Origin of the sequence: Parabacteroides sp. MSK.9.14 (assembly GCF_019041495.1) — a bacterium.
GTDB lineage: Bacteria > Bacteroidota > Bacteroidia > Bacteroidales > Tannerellaceae > Parabacteroides > Parabacteroides merdae.
The window spans coordinates 75518-98901 of sequence record NZ_JAHPXO010000015.1 but is presented as its reverse complement, the minus strand read 5'-3'; the positions used below and the strand labels follow the sequence as shown (position 1 = coordinate 98901).

Below are 23384 nucleotides of genomic sequence, written 5' to 3'. Positions count from 1 at the left end.
TTTTATTCCAGATTATATTCTTTTATTTTTCTGTAAAGTGTCCGTTCCGATATCTTCAGGTCGGCAGCGGCATTCTTACGGCGACCGTTATGTTTCTCCAAGGCCTTTCGGATCATCTCTTTCTCGACTTCTTCCAGCGACAGGCTCTCCTCCTCTTCCACTGCTTCGGCTTCCTGAATAGAAGGAACCGGATGGACGGTATGGATCGGATGGGGATAAGCCGCCGGCTCTTCCGGCATCTCGATTGGCATCTTGCCTCCCATGATGTCGTGTACCAGCTTCTTAAGTTCGTTGACATCTTTCTTCATGTCAAACAGCACTTGATATAGAATCTCCCGTTCGCTGTTGAATATCTTCTGATCGGAATCCTGTTTGACTAGGACCGGATATTTCTCGATATTCAGATCGGGTAGATACAAGCGAAGCACTGAAGCGGTGATATCCCGGTTTTCCTCGATAACAGAAATACGCTCCGTTATGTTTTTCAGTTCCCGGACATTCCCCGGCCAACGGTAGGAAAGCATCAACTGGCGGGCTTCCTCATCCAAACGGATCGGCGGCATCCGGTACTTCTCCGCGCAATCGCTGGCAAATTTCCGGAAAAGCAAGATGATATCCTCACCGCGCTCACGTAAAGGAGGAACCTGGATAGGCACCGTGCTCAGACGGTAAAACAAATCTTCACGGAATTTTCCTTCCGCTACAGCTTGCGTCAGATTGACGTTTGTCGCCGCGACGATACGGACATTCGTCTTTTGGACTTTGGATGAACCGACACGGATAAACTCTCCCGTCTCCAAAACACGCAACAAACGTGCCTGCGTAGGAGTGGGCAGCTCTCCTACTTCATCCAGGAAGATCGTCCCGCCATCCGCAACCTCGAAATAGCCTTTACGGTCAGACAACGCTCCTGTAAAAGAACCTTTTTCGTGTCCGAACAATTCCGAGTCAATCGTACCTTCAGGAATGGCACCACAGTTCACCGCTATGTATTGCCCATGTTTACGCGGGCTGTTCTGATGTATAATCTGAGGAAAAGTTTCTTTACCGACACCACTTTCACCGGTAATCAGCACAGACAAATCTGTCGGAGCGACCTGTAGGGCAACATCGATAGCCCGGTTCAGCCCGGCATTATTACCGATAATTCCAAAACGCTGTTTTATCTGCTGCACGTCAACCTTTATCATATTTCTTCTACTATCTGTAATTATTTCAGTTTTATCTGCCAAAATTACAAATCTTAATCCAATTAACCGAAATCCGAAGGCGGTTTCTATACAGGTTTGTTATTTTTTAGCAGCGTACGTACGTTGATATAAAAACTCGGCCAGGTCTTTGTCGTCGGCAATATTTTGGATTTCTTCTGGAGAAACAGGCTCACCGATATAAACATCGACCGTACGCCCGCGCTTGTTAAAGGCCTCGGCTGGTATGCGCAACGTACGGATACGCCAGTCAATCCGGCCCAGCCAATAGAAAAAGCGGGAATTCAGGAAATCGAAATAAACAGGATATACAGGCACTTTCGCTTTCCGGATCAGACGAATCACACTGTGCGTCCAAGGCAAATCCTGTATTTTCTTCGTCTTCTTATTATACATCGAGATCCCCCCGGCAGGGAAAAAACCCATCGGATGCCCCTCTTTCAGTTGTTGCAGGGATATACGGACCCCGTTTATATTCTTCAGATTAGCCCCCTGGTTATTGGAGTCTGGCTTGACGGACACGAAATTATCTCCCATGGCCCCGATTTTGGTCAATACGCCGTTTACCATTACTTTGAAATCCGGACGGCGTGAAGCGAATATATCGATCAACATAATCCCGTCTATCGATCCGATAGGATGGTTCGAAACAGTAGCGAAAGCGCCTTCGGGCAGATGATCCAGCACCTCGGCGTTATGTAGATCATATTTAATATCGATCAACGGGTCGTTCAGCAAGGCCGTTGTGAACTCCGCTCCCCGCAAATGGCAGTTATGGGCATGAGCCTTGTTTACCTTATCGATACTCAACCATTTGATCAGCACTTTCCCCAGAAAAGAGCCGAAACGACTTTTAAAGAACGGGGCAGCTTCCTGTAAATCATGTATGTCTACAACGCTCTCTTTCATAAATTCTTATTTATAGAATGTTGCACACATCTGTTCATGCTTTCTCATGGCGAGCAACAAAACGATGTTCAATACGATTATCTCATACAAGAAATAAACCCAAACCTCACCGACCAGAACCACGACGAACATCACGATCGTACGTCCGTTAAAAGTCAAAAGGTCTACCATGTGCATCAGTTCCTTGCTTTGTTTGCGGAAACGGATACGGATATCTTCCGGAATATCATCTCCATACCGTGCATGCAAGCTGCGAAGCATACCCTGCAAGGACGGAGTAGCTTTCACCTGCAAAAGCGTATAGCCACGATAGAGGAAATAGAAAAATTTATTGATACCATATTTCATTTCCTTATGGCGGGCACGTACCTGTTCCAGCGACTGGAACTCCGCACCTTTATCCTTGCTGATGAAATACAAATGAAGTGTCTTGTAATAGTCCGTGATATTCGCCTGTACCAAATGTGACAAACCAGAAAGAACCGCCAAGGCAAAGAACCAGTCCGTTCCGTAATCATGAGACAGACGAAGGGCGAAACCGACATAAATACACGTAAACCAGATATCCCCGGCAAAACCATCCAAGATACGACCGATCGCCGATTTGATTCCCGTCAGGCGGGCCAACTGCCCGTCCACGCAGTCTAGGATATTTGCACATACCAGCAACAGGATACCGCAAACATTGTAAATCAGATCATCATGATAAAAAAAGAAACCGACTGCCGCCCCTACAAAAATAGAGACAACAGTCACCATATTAGGCGTAATACCTGTACCCCTTAACATACGGGCAATACGAAAACCGATAGGACGATAAAAAATCCGGTCAATCTTATTTTCTGTTTCTATCGACTTCAACGAAGCCTCGTACTCTTTATCCAAGTCGCTCATTTATCTTCTATTTATACGAATAACCGCCATCGACGACGATCACTTCGCCATTAAAATAACTATTTTCTACTAACATTCTATAAACTTCCGCCAGTTCCTCCGGATCACAGAAACGCCCTAATGAAACCTTGTTCTCTATATTACGACGTATTTCAGCGGGTTTCGTTTTCTGCCATTCGGTATCCACAAAACCGGGAGCCACAGCATTCACACGCAACTCATACGGAACCAGGAACTTCACCATATTCTTCACCAACGCATGCACGGCACTCTTCGTCACGCCATACACCAGTGAAACCGAATGGGGCTGTATCCCCATCAGAGAACCGGTAAAGACAATGCTTCCTCCCTTATTAATCAAACCGACAATGCGTTGCAACAGGAAGACAGGGAAATGCACATTGGCAAAAAACACCCGTTCCCATTCTACTATATCCAAATCCTCAAACGAGTCACGACAGGTCAGGCCGGCATTAAAGATCACCGCATCCAAGCGCATAGAGCACCCGGTTAGAAATGATTCTATCTTTTTGATTGATTTCCGATCGGAAATATCGGCCTGAAGCGTAAGAACCTCCACTTTGTATTGCTGCAGCAAACCGTCTGCCACCCGAAGAGCCTCTTCTTTATCCGAAGCATAAGTCAAAATCAGGCTGTAGCCAGCTTTTGCCAAACATTCGGCAACCGCTCTGCCTATCCCCTTCGTCCCTCCGGTAATCAATACCCTTTTTTCCATCATCACCCTTATTCTTTTTCACCGAAGCCTTTAACAGATTCAGGTTTGGATTGCCGTTGAGACTTCAAATTCGCTTCATATGAATCATGGATCGTTTTCTTCAAGTTGGAAGAGGACACTCCTGTCCCGTAAGGGAAATAGAATACCTGAACGCCCAAGTCTTTCAAATAATCATACTTGCCATACCAATCGTCTCCCACGACAAAAGCGTCGATATTCAGCTTTTTGACTATTTCGGAATGATCCAACGTATGTTGTGGAATGACAATATCGGGAGTTTTCAATGCTTCGATGATTTGCAGACGTTCCGTAAAAGGAATGATCGGCTTCGCCTTATAAGAAGACACCAATTCATCCGTACTCACCCCCACAATCAAAATATCCGCAAGGCTGCGGGCATAATTTATCATCCGAAGATGGTTGTAATGGAACATATCAAATGTTCCTGATGTATACACAATCGTTTTATCCTTAAACATAATACTTAATATCCTTTTGAAACCGCAAACTTACACAAACTTTTCCTATCAAAAAAAAAATGGCGGTAAAAAGGACTCTCGTCCTGATTCAGTTTGGGCATTCTCTCTCTCCGCTTCATATCCACAACTATATACTTAAGTAAAATACAAAAATGACACAACTTCAACTAACGAACGACTAAACAGGCTCTTACAACAAAAATACCTCTCTCTTACTTTTCGACTACGGACAAAAAACAAAAACCATTTCCTGCTTTATCCATAAAGCAAGAAATGGTTTTTTAGTATTCAAATGATTTCCGGGCTTCCGGTTATTCGTCTTCCTCTTTTGTCAGGTCGAGCTTTTCATTGTCACCTCCTTTATCGAAATACTGCTTGCGCAGAGGGTTGGCTGTTGCCTCACGATAACGGATACGATTCCGGTAAATATCCAATGCAGCATATAGGGCCTGGCGGAAAGATTCTTCAGAGGCCACATTCTGGCCGGCAATATCATAAGCCGTACCATGAGCCGGTGAAGTCCGTACGATTGATAGACCTGCCGTATAATTAACACCGTCATCCATCGCCAGCGTTTTAAACGGAGCCAAGCCCTGATCATGATACATAGCCAGTACACCATCGAATTTATCGTACAATTGCGAACCAAAGAAACCGTCAGCAGCATACGGTCCGAAAGGCATTACTCCCTTCTTCTCTGCTTCCTGGATAGCCGGAATAATGATTTCTTCTTCCTCCTTACCTAACAATCCGGCATCTCCAGCGTGCGGATTCAAAGCAAGGACAGCTATACGGGGACGCACGATTCCGAAATCTTGCCTAAGTGACTGATTAAAAATACGCAATTTGGACACAATATCTTCAACAGTAATCTTTGATGCGACCTGTGCTAATGGGATATGTCCCGTTACCAAGGCAACGCGAAGATTATCTTTCATCAGAATCATCAATGCCTTTTTTCCCAAACCACCGAAACATTGTTCCAGATATTCTGTGTGACCGGGAAAATGAAATTGTTCATTCTGTATGTTGTGCTTATTGATCGGAGCCGTTACCAATACATCCACCGCACCGCGTTTCAAGTCGGTAACGGCAGCCTCCAAAGCCAGATAAGCGGCTTCACCGGCAGCAGTTGTAGATTGACACAACTCTACTTTAGTCTCGTCATCCACACAGTTGATAATATTCACCCGGTTTGCCCCGGCATCTTCAGCCTGTGCAATGATGCTTAAATTCACAGCAGGCAATTCCAAGACCTTCCGGTGATAAGCGGCAATCTTCGACGAGCCGTAAATGACCGGCGTGCAAAGTTCGGCTATACGAGTATCCGACAATGTTTTCAGTATCACCTCGTAACCGATACCATTTATATCTCCGTGGGTTATGCCCACCTTAACCAATCGTTCTTCCATATATTTTGATTTATGATTTATGATTTATGATTTATTCCATCGCTGCTCTAAATCACAAACCACAAATCTTTTGTTACTTTTCTTCGGAAACATCCAGTTTCTCTACCTGTGTTTCTTCAAATTCACCAGGCAGACGCAAGGTATACAATGCAGATTCGATACGGCGGATAAAATTGCGCTTATCCGTCTCCGGGGCGAATACAAAGCCTTCAACGACTACAACCCGGTTGTTCTTTTCGTCCAAACGTGCATGACTGACAAATGGTCCTCCCATCATATCGCCTTTCATATGCCATAAACCGCGCAACACACCACAATATTTACCATTTACCGTTGTCGGATTATAAGTTACCCAAGCTGTATCCGTAGCCATATAAGATCCGGGAAACGTCCCCGGCATATTCAGCTTCATGACAGAGTCACGTTTTGCAATCAGATAGTCGGCTGTGAAAGTATCAGCATCCTTATATGGGAAATCATAGACAACAATATCCGTACGCCCAGTATTGGCATTATTGGAAGCCCAGAAAAAGCCGGTCGTGTCACGGAAATAGGTCATATTTGCCGGAGCACTCAACATGACGTTAAAACGGTCCTTCACGTGATCCATAACCACCGGACTATGTTCCTTCTCCAATTGTCCGATCGTACGGTTTCTTTCGCACTTGGTAAAAAATTCCACTATGTTCCGCGGATGAGCCTTTACGTATTCAAGAATGGCTGCATCGTCAGGAGCTGTCAATGTCATCACTACCTGACCTTTCGCCCAGCGATTATTCTCATAGTTCAGTGAAACTTTCGTATACTGAGACTTATCTATCCTAACAATCAAAACATTGCGCACATATGTTAACAAACCGTTAAACTGGTCAGGAGTCACATAGGTGATCTTAAAGGCAGGTTCAGCCTGTGGCAATCCTGGAATATCGGAAGTCAATTCGGCTTTGATAGCCTTTCCGGCAGGAGCATCCCAGTCAGCTTTATCCATCGTCACAACAATTTCATAGGCGAAACCGGTAGCATTTCTCATCACTGGGCCCGAACTACATGCTCCCATAATGACAAGAAGCATTAAAAAGCTGATCAATAAAGAATGTGTTTTCATACCCGTTTATTTTTTTGTTATACAAATATAGCTTCTTTTCCCTCAAAAGAAACCATTTCTATTCTTTTTGTTGTTTCTTCGCCGTAGAAAGCATCCCGCATGCGGCAAATATATCTTCTCCTCGTGATGCTCGGATCGTACAAACGATACCGGCTGCATTCAACGTGTCCCGGAACGCCTCCATTCTTGCCAAGTCCGAACTTTCCAACGACACATTAGGGATTGCATGAAAACGGATCAGATTGACTCTGCAGGGGACTTTATCTAATAAACAAACCAAAGCCTTCGCATGTTGAAGATCATCATTCAAATTTTTAAAAACAATGTATTCGAATGAAACACGACGTTGATGCGTAAAATCATATTGCTTGATCGTCTCGATAATATCACACGCAGGAAAAGCCTTTTCAACCGGCATCAAAGATCGCCGTTCGTCCGGATAAGGCGAATGCAAGCTGACAGCCAAATGGCAGTCGCTCTCTTCAAGAAACCGTTTTAACCCTTTGGCTACCCCTATAGTTGAAACCGTGATTCGCTTCGGACTCCAGGCATATCCGTAAGAGGCGGTCAAGATTTCCAATACTTTGAACAGTTCATCCACATTGTCTAGAGGTTCGCCCATTCCCATAAAAACGATATTAGTCAATTCTTCCGTTTCCGGCAAGGATTGTATCTGGTTCAGAATCTCATTAGCTGACAAATTCTTGGTAAACCCCTGTTTACCGGTCATACAGAAAAGGCAATTCATTTTACATCCGACCTGGGAGGAAACACACAATGTCGCCCTGTCTTCCGTCGGGATGTACACGGATTCAACAAAATTACCAGGACCGGCAGGATACAAATACTTGATCGTCCCGTCCACCGACTTCATCAAGTCGGAAGGAGGTACGGCCCCCACCTCAAAGTTTTTCTCCAACAAGGCACGTTTCGCCGAGGCTATATTCGTCATCGCTGCAATAGAAGTCACTTTTTTTTTATACAGCCAGTCAGCCATCTGCTTAGCTGCATAGCCTGGAAGTCCGGCTTCAAAAGCCACTCCTTTCAGTTCATCCAAAGTCATTCCCAATAAACGTCTTTTCTCATTCATGATCCTTCTTGTGTTTCTTTCATGCAAAGATATAAAAAAACCGCCAATCGGTTGCGATTGGCGGTTCCCTATAATGGACGGCAGTCTCTCCTGCCGCAAACAGTTCAACGATCAATAAAAGCGGATACGGTTATCTTCCACATCAGCTTTGTTAACCAATGACTGAATAGCCTGGAAACCAAAACGGTAAGCGTTAGAAGCATCCAATGCTTTGATTTCAGCAGCTTCGTCATAATTCTTGGCGTCCTTGTTCTGTTCGTATACCTTGAACACATATACACCGTTGTTGCCGACAACCGGAGCGCTCAACTGATCTTTCTGAGCCAAGGAAACCATTGCATTCAACTTCGGCTCAACCCCGATACCTGCGATACGGCGTGTTGCAAAGCTAACGAACTTAACAGAATCTGCAGAAGAATTCATAGCCTGAGCATAAGCATCGACAGAACTCAGATTTTTAGCAGACAGGTCTTGTGCGATCTTTTCACCCTTCTTCTGAGCGATCAACTCTGATTTCAACATCGGAGTAACAGATTCCAAAGAACGATAACCTTCCGGCAACGTACCCTGAATAGCTGCGATCACAAACTTATCGTCACATTCAAAAATTTCAGAAATATCGCCTTTGTTGTTCTGGAACGCCCAACGGATTACTGGACGGGAATTCTTGATAGAACCCAGCAACTGGTCGTTAGCAGTTACTGTCACATTTGACAACAAGTTGTAACCGGCCTCTTTAGCGGCATCATCCAATTTATCTATATTCTGGTTCTTTGAAATGAACTGGTTCAATTCATTATAGATGTTACCATAAGTCTTTGTACTCGGAGATACGGTCATATCAATATCTGCTACTTTGTATTTGTCTACATTTGTAGTCTTATCGGTAACTTTGATGATATGTGTACCATACAAAGATTTTACAATTGAATAGTCATTGACCGGAGTCGAGAAAACAGCTTTTTTGAAATCATCATTTACACCTCTCAAAGCTGTCGCTTCAGTAAACCAGCCCAGTTCACCCCCTTTTTCAGCAGCCTGGTCAGCTGAATATTCCTTTGCCAAGGCAACAAAGTCACCACCTTTCTTCAGTACATTCAACAAACTATCGGCTTTTGCTTTGATAGCAGCTTCATCGCCTATATTTGCCAACATAATATGACTGACCTTCACAGAGTCAGGAGCAACGGTTTTATCGACCAACTTAAACAATCTGTATTTATCGTTTTCAAAAACAGGGCCGTATACGTCACCAACATTTGCAGTCTTTACAAATTGCTTCATTTCAGGATCCAATGCATTCTCTGTAAAGAAAGCGTCCATATAAGGTATTTCAGAATTTTCCGTCACCAAATCAGCCACTTTTTCAGAAGTAGCCAACTCGCTCTTCAAAGATTCGATTTCAGCACTTGCTTTGTCGTAGTCTTCTTTGCTCGGACGGATATCGACAGCGATATATTTGATTACTTTTCCTTCTTTCTGCTTGAACAACTCCTTACGCTGATTGTACAGCTTTTCGATATCACTCTTGCTTACCTGTATAGTTGAATCAGGAATAGAAGCATAAGATTGCATTGCATAAACGATATCAGAGCTTACAGCCGAGCCATCGAAAGCATCTTTTGCATCCAGTTTGTTAGCAGAAACAGCCTTACTCAACAGAGTTGTATACTTCTGTTCCAAACGCTGACGTTTGATATTCTTTTCCCAGAACATCCAGAACTGACGCCCCTGCAACAACTGTGCCTGCTGGTCAGCGGGATAGTTGGCAATATTATCGTCATCGATAGTCTTTAAGAAATTTAATAATGCAGTTTTGTCAAATGCACCTGTCTGCGGATTCACAAACATCTGCATCTGTTGGATCATCGGAGAAATGTTTTCACCCTGAACCATATCGAACAGTTCTTCCGGACCTACTCCCATTCCTAACTCGGAAGTTGCTTCATTCAAAACGATATCCTGAACCATACCATCGAATACAGACTGACGGATTTGAGTCTGGTATTCTTCGGGCAGACTGGTGGAACCTGTCTGCATTTTGTACATTTCAGTCATTTCGTCTACACGATCCTGAAATTCTTGAATTTTAATAACTTCTCCGTCTACCTCCGCAACCGTCTCCTGCGATTGTCTGAAATAAGTAGAACCGGAGTTTAAAAAGTCACCGATGATAAAAGCGAACAATGCCACCCCCACAACGAGTACCAGCAGTCCTGCTTTGCTTCTGATTTTTTCCAGCGTAGCCATTTATCTTTATCTATTTTAAAGTTTATTATTCCACATTTTAAGGGCACGAAGATACGAAAAAAAGAGATTGCCGCATCTTTTTATGCTTTTTTTTTAATTAACTCACTACTTTCATACGAACTAATTCGATTTTCGTAGCTGTCACTTTTACGATTTTAAAAGAATATTTATCAATTACAATCGTTTCATTCAACTTCGGAAATTTCTGATAAAAATGCAATATAAAACCGGCTATTGTCACATAATCGTCCGACTCCGGTAATTCCAAGTCAAACTTCTCATTCAGCGTATCGATCTCTATACGACCGGACAATAGATACTCGTCATCTCCCACCTTCTTGGCTACATACGACTTGATATCGTGCTCATCTTCTATCTCTCCGAATATTTCTTCCACCAAATCTTCCAAGGTTACGATTCCCGAAGTTCCACCAAACTCATCCACCACAACAGCCATACTTTTCTTGTCCTGCATCAAGACTTTCATCAATTTATTGGCAGCCATCGTTTCCGGAACAATCGAGACGCTTCGGATACTTTGTGTCCAATCTTCCGGGTTTTTAAACATTTCCGAAGAATGGATATATCCGACAATATCATCTATATTTTCATTATAAACAAGAATCTTAGAAAGTCCAGTCTCTACAAAACGGGAACGTAGTTCCTCAAGAGCAGCCGTCTTATCGCAAGCCACAATTTCCGTACGGGGAACGATGCAATCACGCAAACGCACATTCGAAAAATCAAGTGCATTCTGAAAAATCTTTACCTCCGTATCCATATCCGAATTTTGAGGCGCATCTTCAATGCTCTGCTGGATAAAATAATCAAGGTCGACTTTGCCCAGCGCCCGTTGCGTCGAACCGGTCACATTCTTTACACCAGCAATTTTCAGAATCAGGAAAGAAAGCAAAGAAGAAAATTTAGAAACCGGATACAAAACAACATATATGATTAACAAAGGTACCGAAAACAACGTAAGCGAAAAGTTCGGATTCAATTTAAAAACAGTTTTTGGAATAAATTCTCCGGTAAACAATATCAGGATAGTCGAGATAATAGACTGAGTCAAAACAATCAGTGCCTCGTTATTTACCACACGAGCAATAAGAGGTTCCAGTATAATCGCCATCTGCAAACCGTAGACCACCAACGCTATATTGTTTCCGACCAGCATTGTAGATATAAACTGATGCGGGTTCCGGTAAAATATATCCAGAATCTTACTCGTCAAGCTTTTTTCCTTTTTATCAAGTTCGAAACGTAACTTATTGGAAGAGATAAAGGCTATCTCCATTCCTGAAAAGAATGCAGAAAAAGCCAATGATATTAATATGTATGTAAGTGCACCCATTACTTCGTTTTATCCATCCCGGCCGGCACCAATTTTCGTGGAACCACTTTTTCCTTCTGTGCCGGTTGCTTCTGCGGAACAGTCTCCATAGCAGGGTTGGCAGCTATGGGCATAGAATCTACTGGAACAATATTTTGGGTTGAATCAGTCGTTACCGATTCACTGACAGGGAATACTCCTTGAGAATTAAATATTTTATATTGAGTCATATTCTGATTCGACTCGAATCCGATACCCGTTATGATTTTATCATCCTCTTGTATCCGAATGTATTTATCAGAATAGACCTTTTCCTCTTTCTGGTCCCAAAAAAGCAAGGAAGTTTCAAATTTTTTCCCTTCCAGATTCTCAACCCTCACATTGCCTATCAGCTTCCATAGTCCTTTCTTCTCATAATTATAAGCCGTATCCGCTTTAAGACTCGCTTCAATATTAAATAAAGTATCGAATTTTTCCACATAAATACCTTCAGGAAAATATGAGAACGGCTCTTTTGCCTTATCGAATTTCAAAAATTCTTTAGCGATAGCACGATAGCGTGTAATCCCCGAATCGGAGAACTGAGTAGTATAATCAGTAGTCCTCAACGTATAAGTTGTTTCAGGATCGAAAGCAACCACAACAACCTCCTTGTTATCTCCATTACAAGAGGCAGTAAATAAAAGAAGCATAACAACTACCGCAAAGATAGTTGTTATGCCTTGTTCGTTCGTTTTACAAAGAAAACGGTTCTTAATCATAATTATCTGATTGTGACAGTCTCACCAATCCATCCCCCGATTTTGAAAGCTTTTCCTTTTTCCAGATCCGGATGCATGAAAACTTCTTCCGTAGAAGGAAGGTGAGCACGATAAGTATTAGCCAATTTACCAGCGTCTTCTGCCACATTCTGATCTACCTGTCTTGCCTTTTCAAATTTATCGATAGCTGCATAGTAAACAGCTTTGGCCAAAACGGCATCATTCGGATAGATAGATTTTGCAGATTTAGCATACATATTGCCAATCAGTATATACGGCGCACCGTAATCAGGATTGGTTTCAATTGCTTTCTGACAATATTGTCTTGCTTTTGACATATTGTTCTGTTCGAACAACAGTACACCGATCAGATAATAGTCTTCAGCCTTTGAAACTGCATCTGTTTCCATATTGGCTGCTTCTTCAAAATACTGGATAGCCTTATCATAATCTTTAGCTTTTACAGCCTGTTTTGCAATACCCAGAGCGGCATCTGCACTCGGTTCCAGTTTATAGGCATAACCTGCAGCTGTATAAAAAGCATCGATTTCCTGACAACGAACACGTCTCAACAGAGATACGATTTCTTTCAACGCAGGCAAATCATCCTTTGCAGCTTCAACTTTGGAAGCATACATATTCTGCAACGTTTCACAATCGGCAGCACCACTACCTGCAAAACCACCATCAATGGCAGACTTGTAGGTAGTCAGGTTCTTTATCTCCTTTTCATTATTTGCTGCTTGAGCTGCGGCTAACTGAGTTGCAATGATCTTTGAACATTTCAAATAGTCCTCCAAATAAGTCTCTTTGAAATTAGGATCAGCCAACAGTTGACGGTGAGACCCCATCATATACAAAGATACTCCCATTGCTTCAGAGTTTTCACCAAACTCATTGATCACTTCACCCAACCAAGCATAATACACTTTCGGGTCTGCATTATCTCCCTTAAGGCGGATATAATCAGCAGCCTTACGAGCAATAATCCAATCCTTTCCATACTTTCGGTCATTACCGAAATATTTCACACGCGTATCATACACCTTCATCAAATCATCGATAAGAGCAGCTTTCTTAGCCGGATCTTTCTCGGTATTGATTTTCCAGTCCATGATCCTCACACCATACAAGTAGATATCCTTATGAGCTCCCGGACATTCGGTATAAGCCTGATACCAGAATTCATAAGCATCCTTGAAATTCCCTGCTTTGGCATAAGGGACAAATAAGCTGATATTGGTAATACAACGTACGCTATCTTCACCAGAACCGAACGGAGTACCAGTATCCACACCTTTTTGTGCATAAGCTCCGAACGACATCATAGAGCATCCGAAAGCCAATAATAATACTTTGATCTTCATATTTATTTCTATTAAAGTTAGCTATTTAGTTAATCAACCTTAAATTTCATAAACCATGCTTCATTGAACGTATAATTCACTGTAAAACGAAAATACTGTTCATCAATCATGTTCATCTTCACTTCCGGTTTCTTTTTCACATACTCAAACGATATGTTAATCAACGAACGGTTATCAATTAACGGCAATCCCAGACCAAGGCTTGCTCCGATCTCGTTATAACCGTCTCCGGAAGGATTGGCATCTGTCCGGTTCATACGCAAATAAGAATTGCCATAATGAACACCTGCGCGATAACGAATCCTACTGAAATATGATTTGCGCATATAATCCGGTATATATTCGCCACCAACCGCTACCCGATAACGATTCTTGAAATTATCTTTCTCCCCAAAGTAAGGCATTTTTCCCCAATCCTCATAGGAAAAATCGGCTGCTAACGTTAATTTATTTTGTTTCACATAAGAAAGCCCCACTCCATACGAATTTGGCAACGCAAACGCTTTCCCGCTGATAGTATCAGACTGAAGCACTTCTCCATCTGAACCAGAAGATGTATAAGACTGAGTCAATTGATAGGATTTTGCATGCAAACTTTTTTTAGGAGAAAAAACAAGACCTAACGTCACACTCTCCGTCTTGCTTAACGGATGTGTGTACTGCAATCCGAAATCCATTTTCAGGTCACGCACCCTCAATTCCTGATTACGGTTCGTATTATATGCTCCTGTTCCTTCACCACTCATGATTACAACTTGTTCATGCTTGATATTCCCAAACAGGAAACCGAAATTGGCTCCCACGGCTAAACGTTTTTTCCAGATATCAATAGAGACACCTCCATAGAAATCACTCAAACCGCCTGAGCCGTTATAAGTTTCCGTAAATGTAACTCCTTCGTCGTTACGCAAAGCACCAAACTTATAACCGACATAAGAATAAGGCAACAAACCGAAACTCAAGGCTATCCGGCGATGAATCGGAAACTGCATTGCAATATATTCCACGTTTCCGTTGATATCGTTCTGACGGGCATTTCCGTCATCAAACCACGACAACTGACCGGCTACACCAAAATCAAAGAGAAATGTCAGGGAGTCCATGCAACTGTATGATGCCGGGTTCATCGGATTTATTTGTTTCGGCGAACGTAATCCGTAACCGACACCGCCCATGGCTCGACCTGCGCCGAACGAACGTTCTCCCAAATCACCATACCCGAAACGGGTATAGGGCGAGTTTGTATTGTTTTGCGCCATCAAAGGCAACAGCATGAATATAAGAACGCTTGTTATTAGTACTTTATTAATCTTCAACATTATACTCTAAGATTCTGTTTAATCCTGTCAACACTAAATTAATGTCTGCAAAGATGGAGTTTTTTAGTCGTCTTTCAAAATAAAACGAATGACCGCCTGTTAAAAAAACCAAAAGGTTAGGATATTTTAGCCGAAGCATTTCGATATATCCATCCATCTCGCACACTATACCATTTACTACTCCAGCCTGGATGGCTGTTTCCGTATCCGTTCCGACCAAAGGAATGTATTCCTGTTCGACAACCAAAGGCAATTTCTCCGTAAACAGGTTCAATGCTCTGAACCGGGTTGTCATTCCAGGTGAAATATTCCCTCCTAAATAAGAACCGGAAGCATCGATCAGTTCATATGTAATAGCTGTTCCGGCATCTATCACCAGCAAATCCTTTCCTGGTTGCAGGTAATTAGCCCCGACAGCGGCAGCCAGCCGGTCTTTACCCAACGTTTTAGGCGTTTTATATTGCACCTTGATCGGAAGAGATACCGTTTCGTCCAAAAACACAAAATTCCGAAGATTGCTTCCCAGGTATTCAACCAATTCGTCATCTTTATCTATCACTGTCGAGAATATCCCTTTCGTCAGCGGGTACTTCTTAAAGATAGAAGAGACAACCTCCACGTCGAATTTCTTAAACACAAAAGAAGCCTCCATATGCCTCTTATTGTATACAGCCACTTTCGACGATGTGTTTCCTTGTTCTATAATGAGATTCACGTGTCTGAATTTTTCCGCAAAGAAAAACAAAAATGATGAGATAACAGACATATCGAAGGCACAAAGTATAAAAAACAGGAAAGGAATGACTTCCTCTCCTGTTCCATCACATAATATAAAGTTCAATTAATCAGCCAGAATCACCAATTCAGCACCCGATGCAAAATCCTGTCCGCGCTGCTCGCTCAATGCTGTAAAACGGATATAGCGGGCTTTGACCGGCTGATCGAACAGCACTTTCTTTTCCTTCAGGTTATTTTCAAAAGTACCTTTCAAGACCGGTTCACCCCAGTTTTTACCATCCAGGCTGACACTAATCGAATAATCCTTGATATTACCATTCGATCCGTCCTGCCGGGGAAGGAATGAAAAACCTTTAATCTGTTTTACTTCCCCTGCATCCAAATCCACCCAATGCGGATATTTGGCAACGGTAACGGAAAACATCGTATGCCAGATCGTATTCGGATCACCATCCGTCAGGTTCTTGGCATCTCCGTAACCGGACTCTTCGCTGCTTGTATAGACCACTTCCGTCTGAATACTCTCGATCTTGCTGAAAGAAGCCGTTGCATTGATTTTCGGATTATCTTTAAACCAGGCTTTTACGGTACCACCATTGCGGAACGGTATGGCTTCCGAATATTCCTTCGCTTTTCCTTTCCCGTCGGTCGTATAGCAAATCACAGCGTCTTTACGAGCCGATGAGAGCTCAACGGATCCGGCGCGATTACGCATGATTGTCAACGGCATTTCTCCGGCGGGTGCAACATTTGCCGTAACGGTTACATCTTTTCCGGCAGGACGGATTATAAAGCCCATGTCATGATGTCCGGCAAAGACGCGATCCTGTTCCAACGGTCCGCCTTGTCCGCAACTGTTACCACCCAACCCGGTCACAGCCGCATCCAAATGCAGATACGTATCCCCTGCAACCGGCAACTGGTAGGGATGAGAAGCCAGAATCAAATCCAACGCAGAATATTGAAGAGCCGATACAGACAAACGGTCGGTAGCCACAAACACAGCACCCTCGCCATCCGGATCGGTCAGGGCACACCAGCGTACATCCTCGTGGTTGCCCATATCTTGCGGTTTCGGGAAATTCACAAACTCGCCAGCCACCGTATTCCTATGCTGTTCGATAAACTGTCCGCTCTTGCGGTCAGCATAGTTATCGATCGGGCCACGTCCGTAATAAGTGAAGTCTGCATACTGCTGCGGGATTTTCATTAAATATCCTAGGCGTGGCAATACCAGACTCGGACGGTTAGAAGTGATGCTCGACTGCAACTCGACAGACCCGTCAGGATAAACGGTCCAGATTTGATTCGTCGTAAACTTGAAATCATTTTCCCCGAATCTCCTATCTGTCAGTTCCTCTATACTATTTTTTCCCGTACTGGTTCCACCTTTGATCTTAGCACCGTTCGGCGCCTGCGATTCGACAGTGAAAGCCAAGATGACCGTACCGTCGTTTCTTTCCAAAACCGTACTATTCGTTGCCCGATGTTGCAGGTTATGCAAGCCGTGTTCAAACCACTGCGAATAGAACCAGTTGTCATTATTGGTAAAAGCACGCAAAGCATCGAGCTTCGGACCGTTTCCATCGGTTATAATCGTCTTGCCTCCGTAGGCCAGGCTGTAAATCGTACCCGTCTCCATATCGAACTTAGCAACGAAACCGTCACCACTCACCGTTTTAATCGAAGTATCCGATTTATCCAACTTCACCTTTCCGGCAGAAGCCGTCACGGCACTGATGGAAGGACGCGCCATAGCTTCCTGCAACAAAATTTGTTCCTCCGCCGTCACAAATCCTTTTTCAGCCCACGGCATATCATCTTTAAGAAGGAACTGCACCTTTACAAAATATTCGGAATCATTCTTCAACTTGTCAAAAGGCATAGGTATTGACACTTGTGCTTTGGCACGGGCAGGGATCATCCCGGAATTAACAAAACCGAATCGAATCTCCTTTCCGTCTTCATAAAGCGACCATCTTATATCATAATCCGAAAGGTCCTTAAAATAATATTTATTGAATATCTCAAAAAGCCCCTTCCTGACATCGACCGCTTTCACACCAATATGCTGATAGACTTTCTTCACTTCATAATACTGCGGTTTCGGTTCCAGATCACCGAACACAATGCCATTCATCACGAACTGACCGTCATTCGGAGTATCACCGAAATCCCCACCGTATGCCAGATATCGCTTACCGGTCTTTTTATCATAGTTATACATCGATTGGTCCACCCAATCCCAGATAGCACCGCCACAGAAAAAATTTGTCGATTCTATCGCCTCCCAGTAATCCACCAGGTTACCACAGGCGTTCCCCATCGAATGAGCATATTCGGAAATATGGAACGGGTATTTGATATCATAATCACCTTTCACCGCACCACGCGTCCAGCCAATAGACGGATACTGGTTCGACCCCATATCCACTATATCATTATTACGTTCATATTGGACGGGACGGGATTTATCCACCTGCTTCAACGCATCATAAGCAGCCACGAAGTTTTCACCAGGTCCCGCCTCGTTACCCAACGACCAGATCACGATAGACGGGTTGTTGATATTAGCATGAACCATCTCCATCACACGTGCGACATGCGCCTTTTTCCATTCTACCGGATGTGAAAGGGAGGCGGCCCCGTAATAATATTCATGCGACTCGATATTGGCTTCGTCTTCCAAATAAAGACCATATTTATTACATAAGAAATACCAGTAAGGATCATCCGGATAATGCGAATTACGCACATGGTTGATATTGGCACGTTTCATCAGCATCACCTCTTTTTCCATCATATCGCGCGTGATGGCATGTCCGACCGCCGGATTCGATTCATGACGGTTCACGCCTTTCAGCTTGACGGTCTTACCATTTATATAATAGTAACGTCCCGCTAGCCCGAATTCATCTTCTTCAGCCGGTGTATCCTTGATCTCGACCTTACGGAACCCGACGATCGTAGAGGTTGTCTCCACCACTTTCCCTTTAGCATTCTTCAACTCTGCAACCAGCGTATAGCGATATGGGAACTCTGCCGACCATTTCCGGGGAGCTTTTACATTCAAGACAGCTTTCGTGGTCTGTATCTGTCCGGGATTTACTACATCCACCGCTGCCGAAACAAGCACATTTTCCACTTTGACGTTTTCATCCGAATACAACTCATTGGCATACAACGCATATTCCAGTTTATATCCCTTCGCAACCTTTTTATCCAAGTTGCATACATCGGCCGAGATTGCCAGCGAACCATCCGTATAAGTCACATCCAAATCCGGAATCGCCACCAAATCGCGCACATACACTTTCGGAACCGAATACAGAGCGACCGTCCGGAAGATACCCGGCAGGCGGAACATATCCTGCGCTTCCAGAAAAGAACCGTCGGAACTGCGATATACTTCAGCGGCCACCACATTCGTCCCTTTACGGAGGTAAGGAGTGATGTTGAAATTAGCCGTATTGCGGGAGTTTTTGGAAAAACCGACATATTGACCGTTGATCCAGAGATAGAAGAAAGAATCGACTCCATCGAAACTGATAAAAACTTCGCGTCCGTCCCAATCCTGCGGTATCTCGAAATTACGACGGAAAGAACCGACTTCATTCCGGTGCTTGTAAGTCGTCCAGTTTGCTGGCGGAGTACGCATCACACCTCCGCGCCAGTCATCGACCGCCACTTTATGCTGGAAGATTACCGGCTGGTTCACATAGATCGGAACTCCATATTTCAGGCTACCGTCTTTCTGGACTCCATAAATATTCCAACTGGAAGGAACCGGGATATTATCCCAGCCGGATACATCAAACTCCGTCTTATAGAAGTCTTTCGGCCGTGAATCGGGATCAGGCGCCCAATTGAACTTCCAGTCTCCATCCAAAGACTGCCAAAATTTACTGTTTTCCGGTAATACCTTACGAGCGCTTTCCACATCCTGGAAAGGGAAAATATAAGCATGCGGTTGTTCTTTGTTCAGAGCCAGGTTCTCAGGCGACTCCCACTCTTTACCGGTCGGTGCTTCCACCGGTCCGTAACTAAATCCCCCAAGCGGCAATTGATCAGCCATGCTATAGAAAGAAGCACAGCAAAGCGCTAAGGCTAACGAGATTTTTTTCATGATGTTCATTTTAGGAATAATAGATTTTATTTGTGTATTCATTCTTAGACATGCCAAATCGTTCACAAATATACAAAATTAACACAGCATATAAAAGAACTTCCAGGGTAACCGCACCAAAATTCGGAAATCCCGTTTCCCATCCCTGCAAATCACTCTATTATTTTCTGCAAAAACGGCTATAAAATAGGTAAAACCGGGTGGTTTTTATTGTCTGGCATGGTACTTTAGTTGCCAGACATCCCCATGTTGCCATCCTTTACACCCGGGTGTAGAGGGCCGGTACATCCGGGTGTAAAGGATGACAACACGGGGGTGTTTACGGAATTATGTGCTTGTCTTTGCTAAAAAAAGAGAGGGCTTTTGTGAGATGAAGAACCGTATTTCACCTATTTAATACCTATTATATTCGTTTTTACATTTGTTTATTCGATTATTTTATATGTTTTCTCAAAAGCAAAAGAAGGTAACATATTAGCTATCAATTATATAATAAATTCCATATGTTTCAGAAGTGATAGAGGAGTGATAGAGGAAAACGTCCTGTATCACAGCCTCTAACGATTGAATATCAATAACTATAACCTTCGCAGTGATAGAGTGATAGAAGGATTTACAAAATGGCTCTTACGCTGTAATGTCTGTCTTTTCTTAAAATAATCTACATTCCCAATACATTTTCCTCCGGCCTGTCGTATATTTGTAGTTTAATTATTAGAAGCAATGGCAATTCAATTCAGCATACACATAACTTTCTGTTTATGAAAAAATATATATTCCTACTCTTTCTACTCTTTACCGCCGTCTCGCTTCAGGCGCAATACCCGTTGCTCAGCAAAGATGCCGAGATCAGCCTATTGACAGTTTCGCCATCGGAAGACGAAGTGTACACGGTCTACGGACATACAGCTTTGCGGGTAAGAGATGCATCGAAAAAACTCGATACCGTATTTAATTACGGGATATTCGACTTCTCGAAGCCCAACTTCATCTATCGGTTTGCAAAAGGAGAAACCGATTACAGACTGGCAGCGCAATATACACGCGACTTCCTAATCGAATATGAGATGCGGGGAAGCGAAGTCACCGAACAAATCCTGGATATCGATTCCGCAGGAAAAGCACGGATATGGGAAGCGTTGATGATCAATAACCGGCCGGAAAACCGCGTATACCGTTATAATTTCTTTTTCGACAATTGTGCAACGAGACCCGCTGCCATCATCGAGAAGCTGGCAGGTGGAAAAATAGATTATAACATACCGTTCAAGCAGCAGACGTTCCGCGATCTCATCAACTACTGTACGCGTAACAAACCCTGGCTTACGTTCGGATGTGACCTGGCACTTGGCAGTCCGACCGACCGGATCGCGACTCCCCATGAAATGATGTTCCTACCGCCCTACCTGAAAGAAGCGTTCGGTACGGCAAGCATTACCGGTGCAGACGGTTCCCGGAAGGAATTGGTAAGTTCAACCAAAACATTGATAAACGGGCTCACCGATGAGGTAAAACCGGATACGGGCTTCTTTACGCCGCTTGTCTGCTGTTGGGCCTTTTTCCTGGTTGTGCTGGCTGTCACATTCGTTGAATGGCGACATAAATCCTATTTCAGGATTATTGATTGCATCTTGTTTTTCACAGCTGGAATAGCAGGAATCGTACTGTTTTTCCTGAGTTTCGTTTCGACACATCCATGCGTTTGCCCGAACTGGAATATTATCTGGTTACAACCTTTTGACTTAGCAGCTGTTATTTTGTTTACAGTAAAAAAGTTAAGAAAGGCCGCATATTATTATCATTTTATTAACTTTGCGGCGCTTACGCTGATGCTGGCTGGCTGGCATTTCATTCCGCAGCATTTAAATACAGCATTTATTCCGTTGGTAATGAGCCTTTGGCTCCGTTCGGGATATGGCGTTTACAGAAAAATATGGAACATCGGGTACGAAAAATATTAACATCGCTCATCGCAATTCTGGCAGCAACCAACCTGGAGGCTCAACAAAGCACTCCCAAATTGGTCGTGTGCATCACTGTCGATCAATTGCGGGGTGATTATATAGAATACTTTTATAATACATTCGGCGAGCGTGGTTTCAAGCGGTTGATGAATGAAGGACTGGTGTATAACAACATACGGTTCGAATTCTCAGACATAGATGAAGCCAGTGCCTTTGCCACCCTATTCACCGGAAGCAATCCTAACTTCAATGGAATAGCGGGAAAGAATATCTACGATTTTGACAAGGAAAAGGAAGTTTCGGTCTTATATGACCCGGACTATATCGGCAATTATACGAAAGAGCATTATTCTCCCCGGAAACTGATCAGCTCCACAATCGGAGACGAACTGAAAATCGCTTCCAAAGGCAGAAGTGACGTATATGCCATTGCTCCCAACCCCGAAAGTGCGATCCTTTCTGCCGGACATGCGGCAAACGGTGCTTTCTGGATGGACGATTACAACGGCAAATGGGCAACAACGACCTACTACAAAGGGCTTCCTTGGTATGTGGACCGCTACAACAACGGCCCGGAATCTCTGTCGGCACGTTTGGAGCAGATGACTTGGACTCCCTCCCTGTCACTGGATAAGTTCAATGCATTTCCGTACGTGTTAGATGAAATTCCTTTCAAATACACATTCAAGGAAAATACAAACGAGTGTTTCTTCAACTTGAAGACCTCCCCTTTTATCAATAAGGAAATCAACCGCTTGGCGCTTCAGTTCCTCGAATACGGGGCTTTCGGTACACGTTCCTGTCCGGATATGCTTGCCATCACTTATTATGCAGGTAATTATCGCGGCAATATGCATAAGGAATACACCCGCGAGATACAAGACACCTATTATCAGTTGGACAAGGATCTGGAGCAGTTGTTGGACAAGATCGACAAGAAGGTCGGACTGAACAACACGCTGATCGTCTTTACCGGTTCAGGATATTATAAGAGTGAAGAAGAATATCCTGACGGCATGCAGCTGACAAATGGCGAATTCCATCCGAAACGTTGCGTCGCCTTACTCAATATGTACTTGATGGCGATCTACGGCCAACATACGAATTGGGTAAAAGGATTCTATAACAACCATATCTATCTGAACCGCAAAGCGATAGAAGACGCGAAGCTGGAACTGACGGTCATACAGGAAAAGGCGGCCGAATTCTTGCGCGAATTCAGCGGCGTGCAATTCGTTGCAACCGAGAATGTCCTTCGTACGGGCAACTGGAATGAAAAGACTTCCAAATACCTGCACGGCACCCACCTTTCAAGCCGTGGCGACCTGATCATCGAGTTACAGCCCGGATGGACCATCAACAACGACGATCCGAAAGCGAAAGTAAAAGTAATACGAAATAATGCAGTTATAACCCCGTTGGTATTTATGGGCAACGGTATCAAGCCGGAACATATCTACCGCGAAGTAAAAGCCACAGAGGTAGCCCCAACGGTAACCCATGTGCTGAGGATCAGGCCACCCAATGCGTCCCTCAGTCTACCACTTAGAGAATTGACAATTGGCAATGGACAATTGACAATTCCATCTAAATAAATATCCATTGACAAATACAAACAAATAAAATTAGTAACCATCCAATTGAAATCGTCAATTGCATTGTCAATTGTCAATTGTCAATTGTCAATTTAATA

The 23384-nt window shown here is 43.6% G+C and carries 17 protein-coding genes; 2 read left to right on the top strand and 15 right to left on the bottom strand.

The window, feature by feature from the left end:
• Positions 1-2: 2 nt before the first annotated feature.
• The 15 genes from KTG12_RS09890 to KTG12_RS09820 form a co-directional block, all read right to left on the bottom strand.
• Positions 3-1190: a sigma-54-dependent Fis family transcriptional regulator gene (locus KTG12_RS09890; RefSeq protein WP_005636370.1), complete on the bottom strand. Its 1188-nt coding sequence runs from the start codon at positions 1188-1190 to the stop codon at positions 3-5.
• A 99-nt stretch (positions 1191-1289) separates the two neighbouring features.
• On the bottom strand, positions 1290-2117 hold the full coding sequence (locus KTG12_RS09885; RefSeq protein WP_005636368.1) for a lysophospholipid acyltransferase family protein: 828 nt from the start codon (positions 2115-2117) through the stop codon (positions 1290-1292).
• A 6-nt stretch (positions 2118-2123) separates the two neighbouring features.
• Positions 2124-3011: a CDP-alcohol phosphatidyltransferase family protein gene (locus KTG12_RS09880; RefSeq protein ID WP_005636366.1), complete on the bottom strand. Its 888-nt coding sequence runs from the start codon at positions 3009-3011 to the stop codon at positions 2124-2126.
• A gap of 7 nt (positions 3012-3018) precedes the next feature.
• Complete coding sequence (locus KTG12_RS09875; protein ID WP_036724584.1) at positions 3019-3747, bottom strand: SDR family NAD(P)-dependent oxidoreductase; 729 nt, start codon at positions 3745-3747, stop codon at positions 3019-3021.
• 8 nt (positions 3748-3755) lie between these two features.
• Positions 3756-4226 carry an adenylyltransferase/cytidyltransferase family protein gene (locus KTG12_RS09870; RefSeq protein WP_005636362.1) on the bottom strand — a complete coding sequence of 157 codons (471 nt, stop codon included), beginning with the start codon at positions 4224-4226 and terminating at the stop codon, positions 3756-3758.
• A gap of 311 nt (positions 4227-4537) precedes the next feature.
• Entirely contained in the window at positions 4538-5638 is a 1101-nt protein-coding gene (gene pdxA, locus KTG12_RS09865) for a 4-hydroxythreonine-4-phosphate dehydrogenase PdxA (RefSeq protein WP_138272738.1), read from the bottom strand.
• Between the two features lie 73 nt (positions 5639-5711).
• Positions 5712-6743, bottom strand: coding sequence for a DUF4837 family protein (locus KTG12_RS09860; RefSeq protein WP_005651053.1), 1032 nt, complete (start codon positions 6741-6743; stop codon positions 5712-5714).
• A gap of 58 nt (positions 6744-6801) precedes the next feature.
• Positions 6802-7833, bottom strand: coding sequence for a 23S rRNA (adenine(2503)-C(2))-methyltransferase RlmN (rlmN, locus tag KTG12_RS09855; protein WP_005651051.1), 1032 nt, complete (start codon positions 7831-7833; stop codon positions 6802-6804).
• 111 nt (positions 7834-7944) lie between these two features.
• Positions 7945-10083: a SurA N-terminal domain-containing protein gene (locus KTG12_RS09850; RefSeq protein ID WP_022321988.1), complete on the bottom strand. Its 2139-nt coding sequence runs from the start codon at positions 10081-10083 to the stop codon at positions 7945-7947.
• A gap of 97 nt (positions 10084-10180) precedes the next feature.
• On the bottom strand, positions 10181-11437 hold the full coding sequence (locus tag KTG12_RS09845) for a hemolysin family protein (RefSeq protein WP_005636350.1): 1257 nt from the start codon (positions 11435-11437) through the stop codon (positions 10181-10183).
• Positions 11437-12177 carry an LPS export ABC transporter periplasmic protein LptC gene (gene lptC, locus KTG12_RS09840; protein ID WP_138272739.1) on the bottom strand — a complete coding sequence of 247 codons (741 nt, stop codon included), beginning with the start codon at positions 12175-12177 and terminating at the stop codon, positions 11437-11439. Before lptC ends, KTG12_RS09845 begins: the two co-directional genes overlap by 1 nt.
• A gap of 2 nt (positions 12178-12179) precedes the next feature.
• Positions 12180-13544, bottom strand: coding sequence for a lipopolysaccharide assembly protein LapB (locus tag KTG12_RS09835; RefSeq protein ID WP_005636348.1), 1365 nt, complete (start codon positions 13542-13544; stop codon positions 12180-12182).
• Positions 13545-13573: 29 nt separating this feature from the next.
• Positions 13574-14863, bottom strand: coding sequence for a hypothetical protein (locus KTG12_RS09830; protein ID WP_005636347.1), 1290 nt, complete (start codon positions 14861-14863; stop codon positions 13574-13576).
• Entirely contained in the window at positions 14850-15629 is a 780-nt protein-coding gene (locus KTG12_RS09825) for a type III pantothenate kinase (RefSeq protein WP_081446981.1), read from the bottom strand. Before KTG12_RS09825 ends, KTG12_RS09830 begins: the two co-directional genes overlap by 14 nt.
• A gap of 75 nt (positions 15630-15704) precedes the next feature.
• On the bottom strand, positions 15705-19727 hold the full coding sequence (locus KTG12_RS09820; protein ID WP_138272740.1) for a glycoside hydrolase family 2 TIM barrel-domain containing protein: 4023 nt from the start codon (positions 19725-19727) through the stop codon (positions 15705-15707).
• Positions 19728-20488: 761 nt separating this feature from the next.
• Here KTG12_RS09820 and KTG12_RS09815 point away from each other — a divergent pair.
• On the top strand, positions 20489-21688 hold the full coding sequence (locus KTG12_RS09815) for a DUF4105 domain-containing protein (protein ID WP_005651041.1): 1200 nt from the start codon (positions 20489-20491) through the stop codon (positions 21686-21688).
• Positions 21661-23286, top strand: coding sequence for an alkaline phosphatase family protein (locus tag KTG12_RS09810; protein WP_005651040.1), 1626 nt, complete (start codon positions 21661-21663; stop codon positions 23284-23286). Before KTG12_RS09815 ends, KTG12_RS09810 begins: the two co-directional genes overlap by 28 nt.
• Positions 23287-23384 lie beyond the last annotated feature (98 nt).

Bases quoted from the DNA above. Each gene is read 5' to 3' on its own strand.
- KTG12_RS09890 (WP_005636370.1), bottom strand. From the start codon at position 1,190: ATGATAAAGGTTGACGTGCAGCAGATAAAACAGCGTTTTGGAATTATC.
- KTG12_RS09885 (WP_005636368.1), bottom strand. From the start codon at position 2,117: ATGAAAGAGAGCGTTGTAGACATACATGATTTACAGGAAGCTGCCCCG.
- KTG12_RS09880 (WP_005636366.1), bottom strand. From the start codon at position 3,011: ATGAGCGACTTGGATAAAGAGTACGAGGCTTCGTTGAAGTCGATAGAA.
- KTG12_RS09875 (WP_036724584.1), bottom strand. From the start codon at position 3,747: ATGGAAAAAAGGGTATTGATTACCGGAGGGACGAAGGGGATAGGCAGA.
- KTG12_RS09870 (WP_005636362.1), bottom strand. From the start codon at position 4,226: ATGTTTAAGGATAAAACGATTGTGTATACATCAGGAACATTTGATATG.
- pdxA (WP_138272738.1), bottom strand. From the start codon at position 5,638: ATGGAAGAACGATTGGTTAAGGTGGGCATAACCCACGGAGATATAAAT.
- KTG12_RS09860 (WP_005651053.1), bottom strand. From the start codon at position 6,743: ATGAAAACACATTCTTTATTGATCAGCTTTTTAATGCTTCTTGTCATT.
- rlmN (WP_005651051.1), bottom strand. From the start codon at position 7,833: ATGAATGAGAAAAGACGTTTATTGGGAATGACTTTGGATGAACTGAAA.
- KTG12_RS09850 (WP_022321988.1), bottom strand. From the start codon at position 10,083: ATGGCTACGCTGGAAAAAATCAGAAGCAAAGCAGGACTGCTGGTACTC.
- KTG12_RS09845 (WP_005636350.1), bottom strand. From the start codon at position 11,437: ATGGGTGCACTTACATACATATTAATATCATTGGCTTTTTCTGCATTC.
- lptC (WP_138272739.1), bottom strand. From the start codon at position 12,177: ATGATTAAGAACCGTTTTCTTTGTAAAACGAACGAACAAGGCATAACA.
- KTG12_RS09835 (WP_005636348.1), bottom strand. From the start codon at position 13,544: ATGAAGATCAAAGTATTATTATTGGCTTTCGGATGCTCTATGATGTCG.
- KTG12_RS09830 (WP_005636347.1), bottom strand. From the start codon at position 14,863: ATGTTGAAGATTAATAAAGTACTAATAACAAGCGTTCTTATATTCATG.
- KTG12_RS09825 (WP_081446981.1), bottom strand. From the start codon at position 15,629: ATGTCTGTTATCTCATCATTTTTGTTTTTCTTTGCGGAAAAATTCAGA.
- KTG12_RS09820 (WP_138272740.1), bottom strand. From the start codon at position 19,727: ATGAAAAAAATCTCGTTAGCCTTAGCGCTTTGCTGTGCTTCTTTCTAT.
- KTG12_RS09815 (WP_005651041.1), top strand. From the start codon at position 20,489: ATGAAAAAATATATATTCCTACTCTTTCTACTCTTTACCGCCGTCTCG.
- KTG12_RS09810 (WP_005651040.1), top strand. From the start codon at position 21,661: ATGGAACATCGGGTACGAAAAATATTAACATCGCTCATCGCAATTCTG.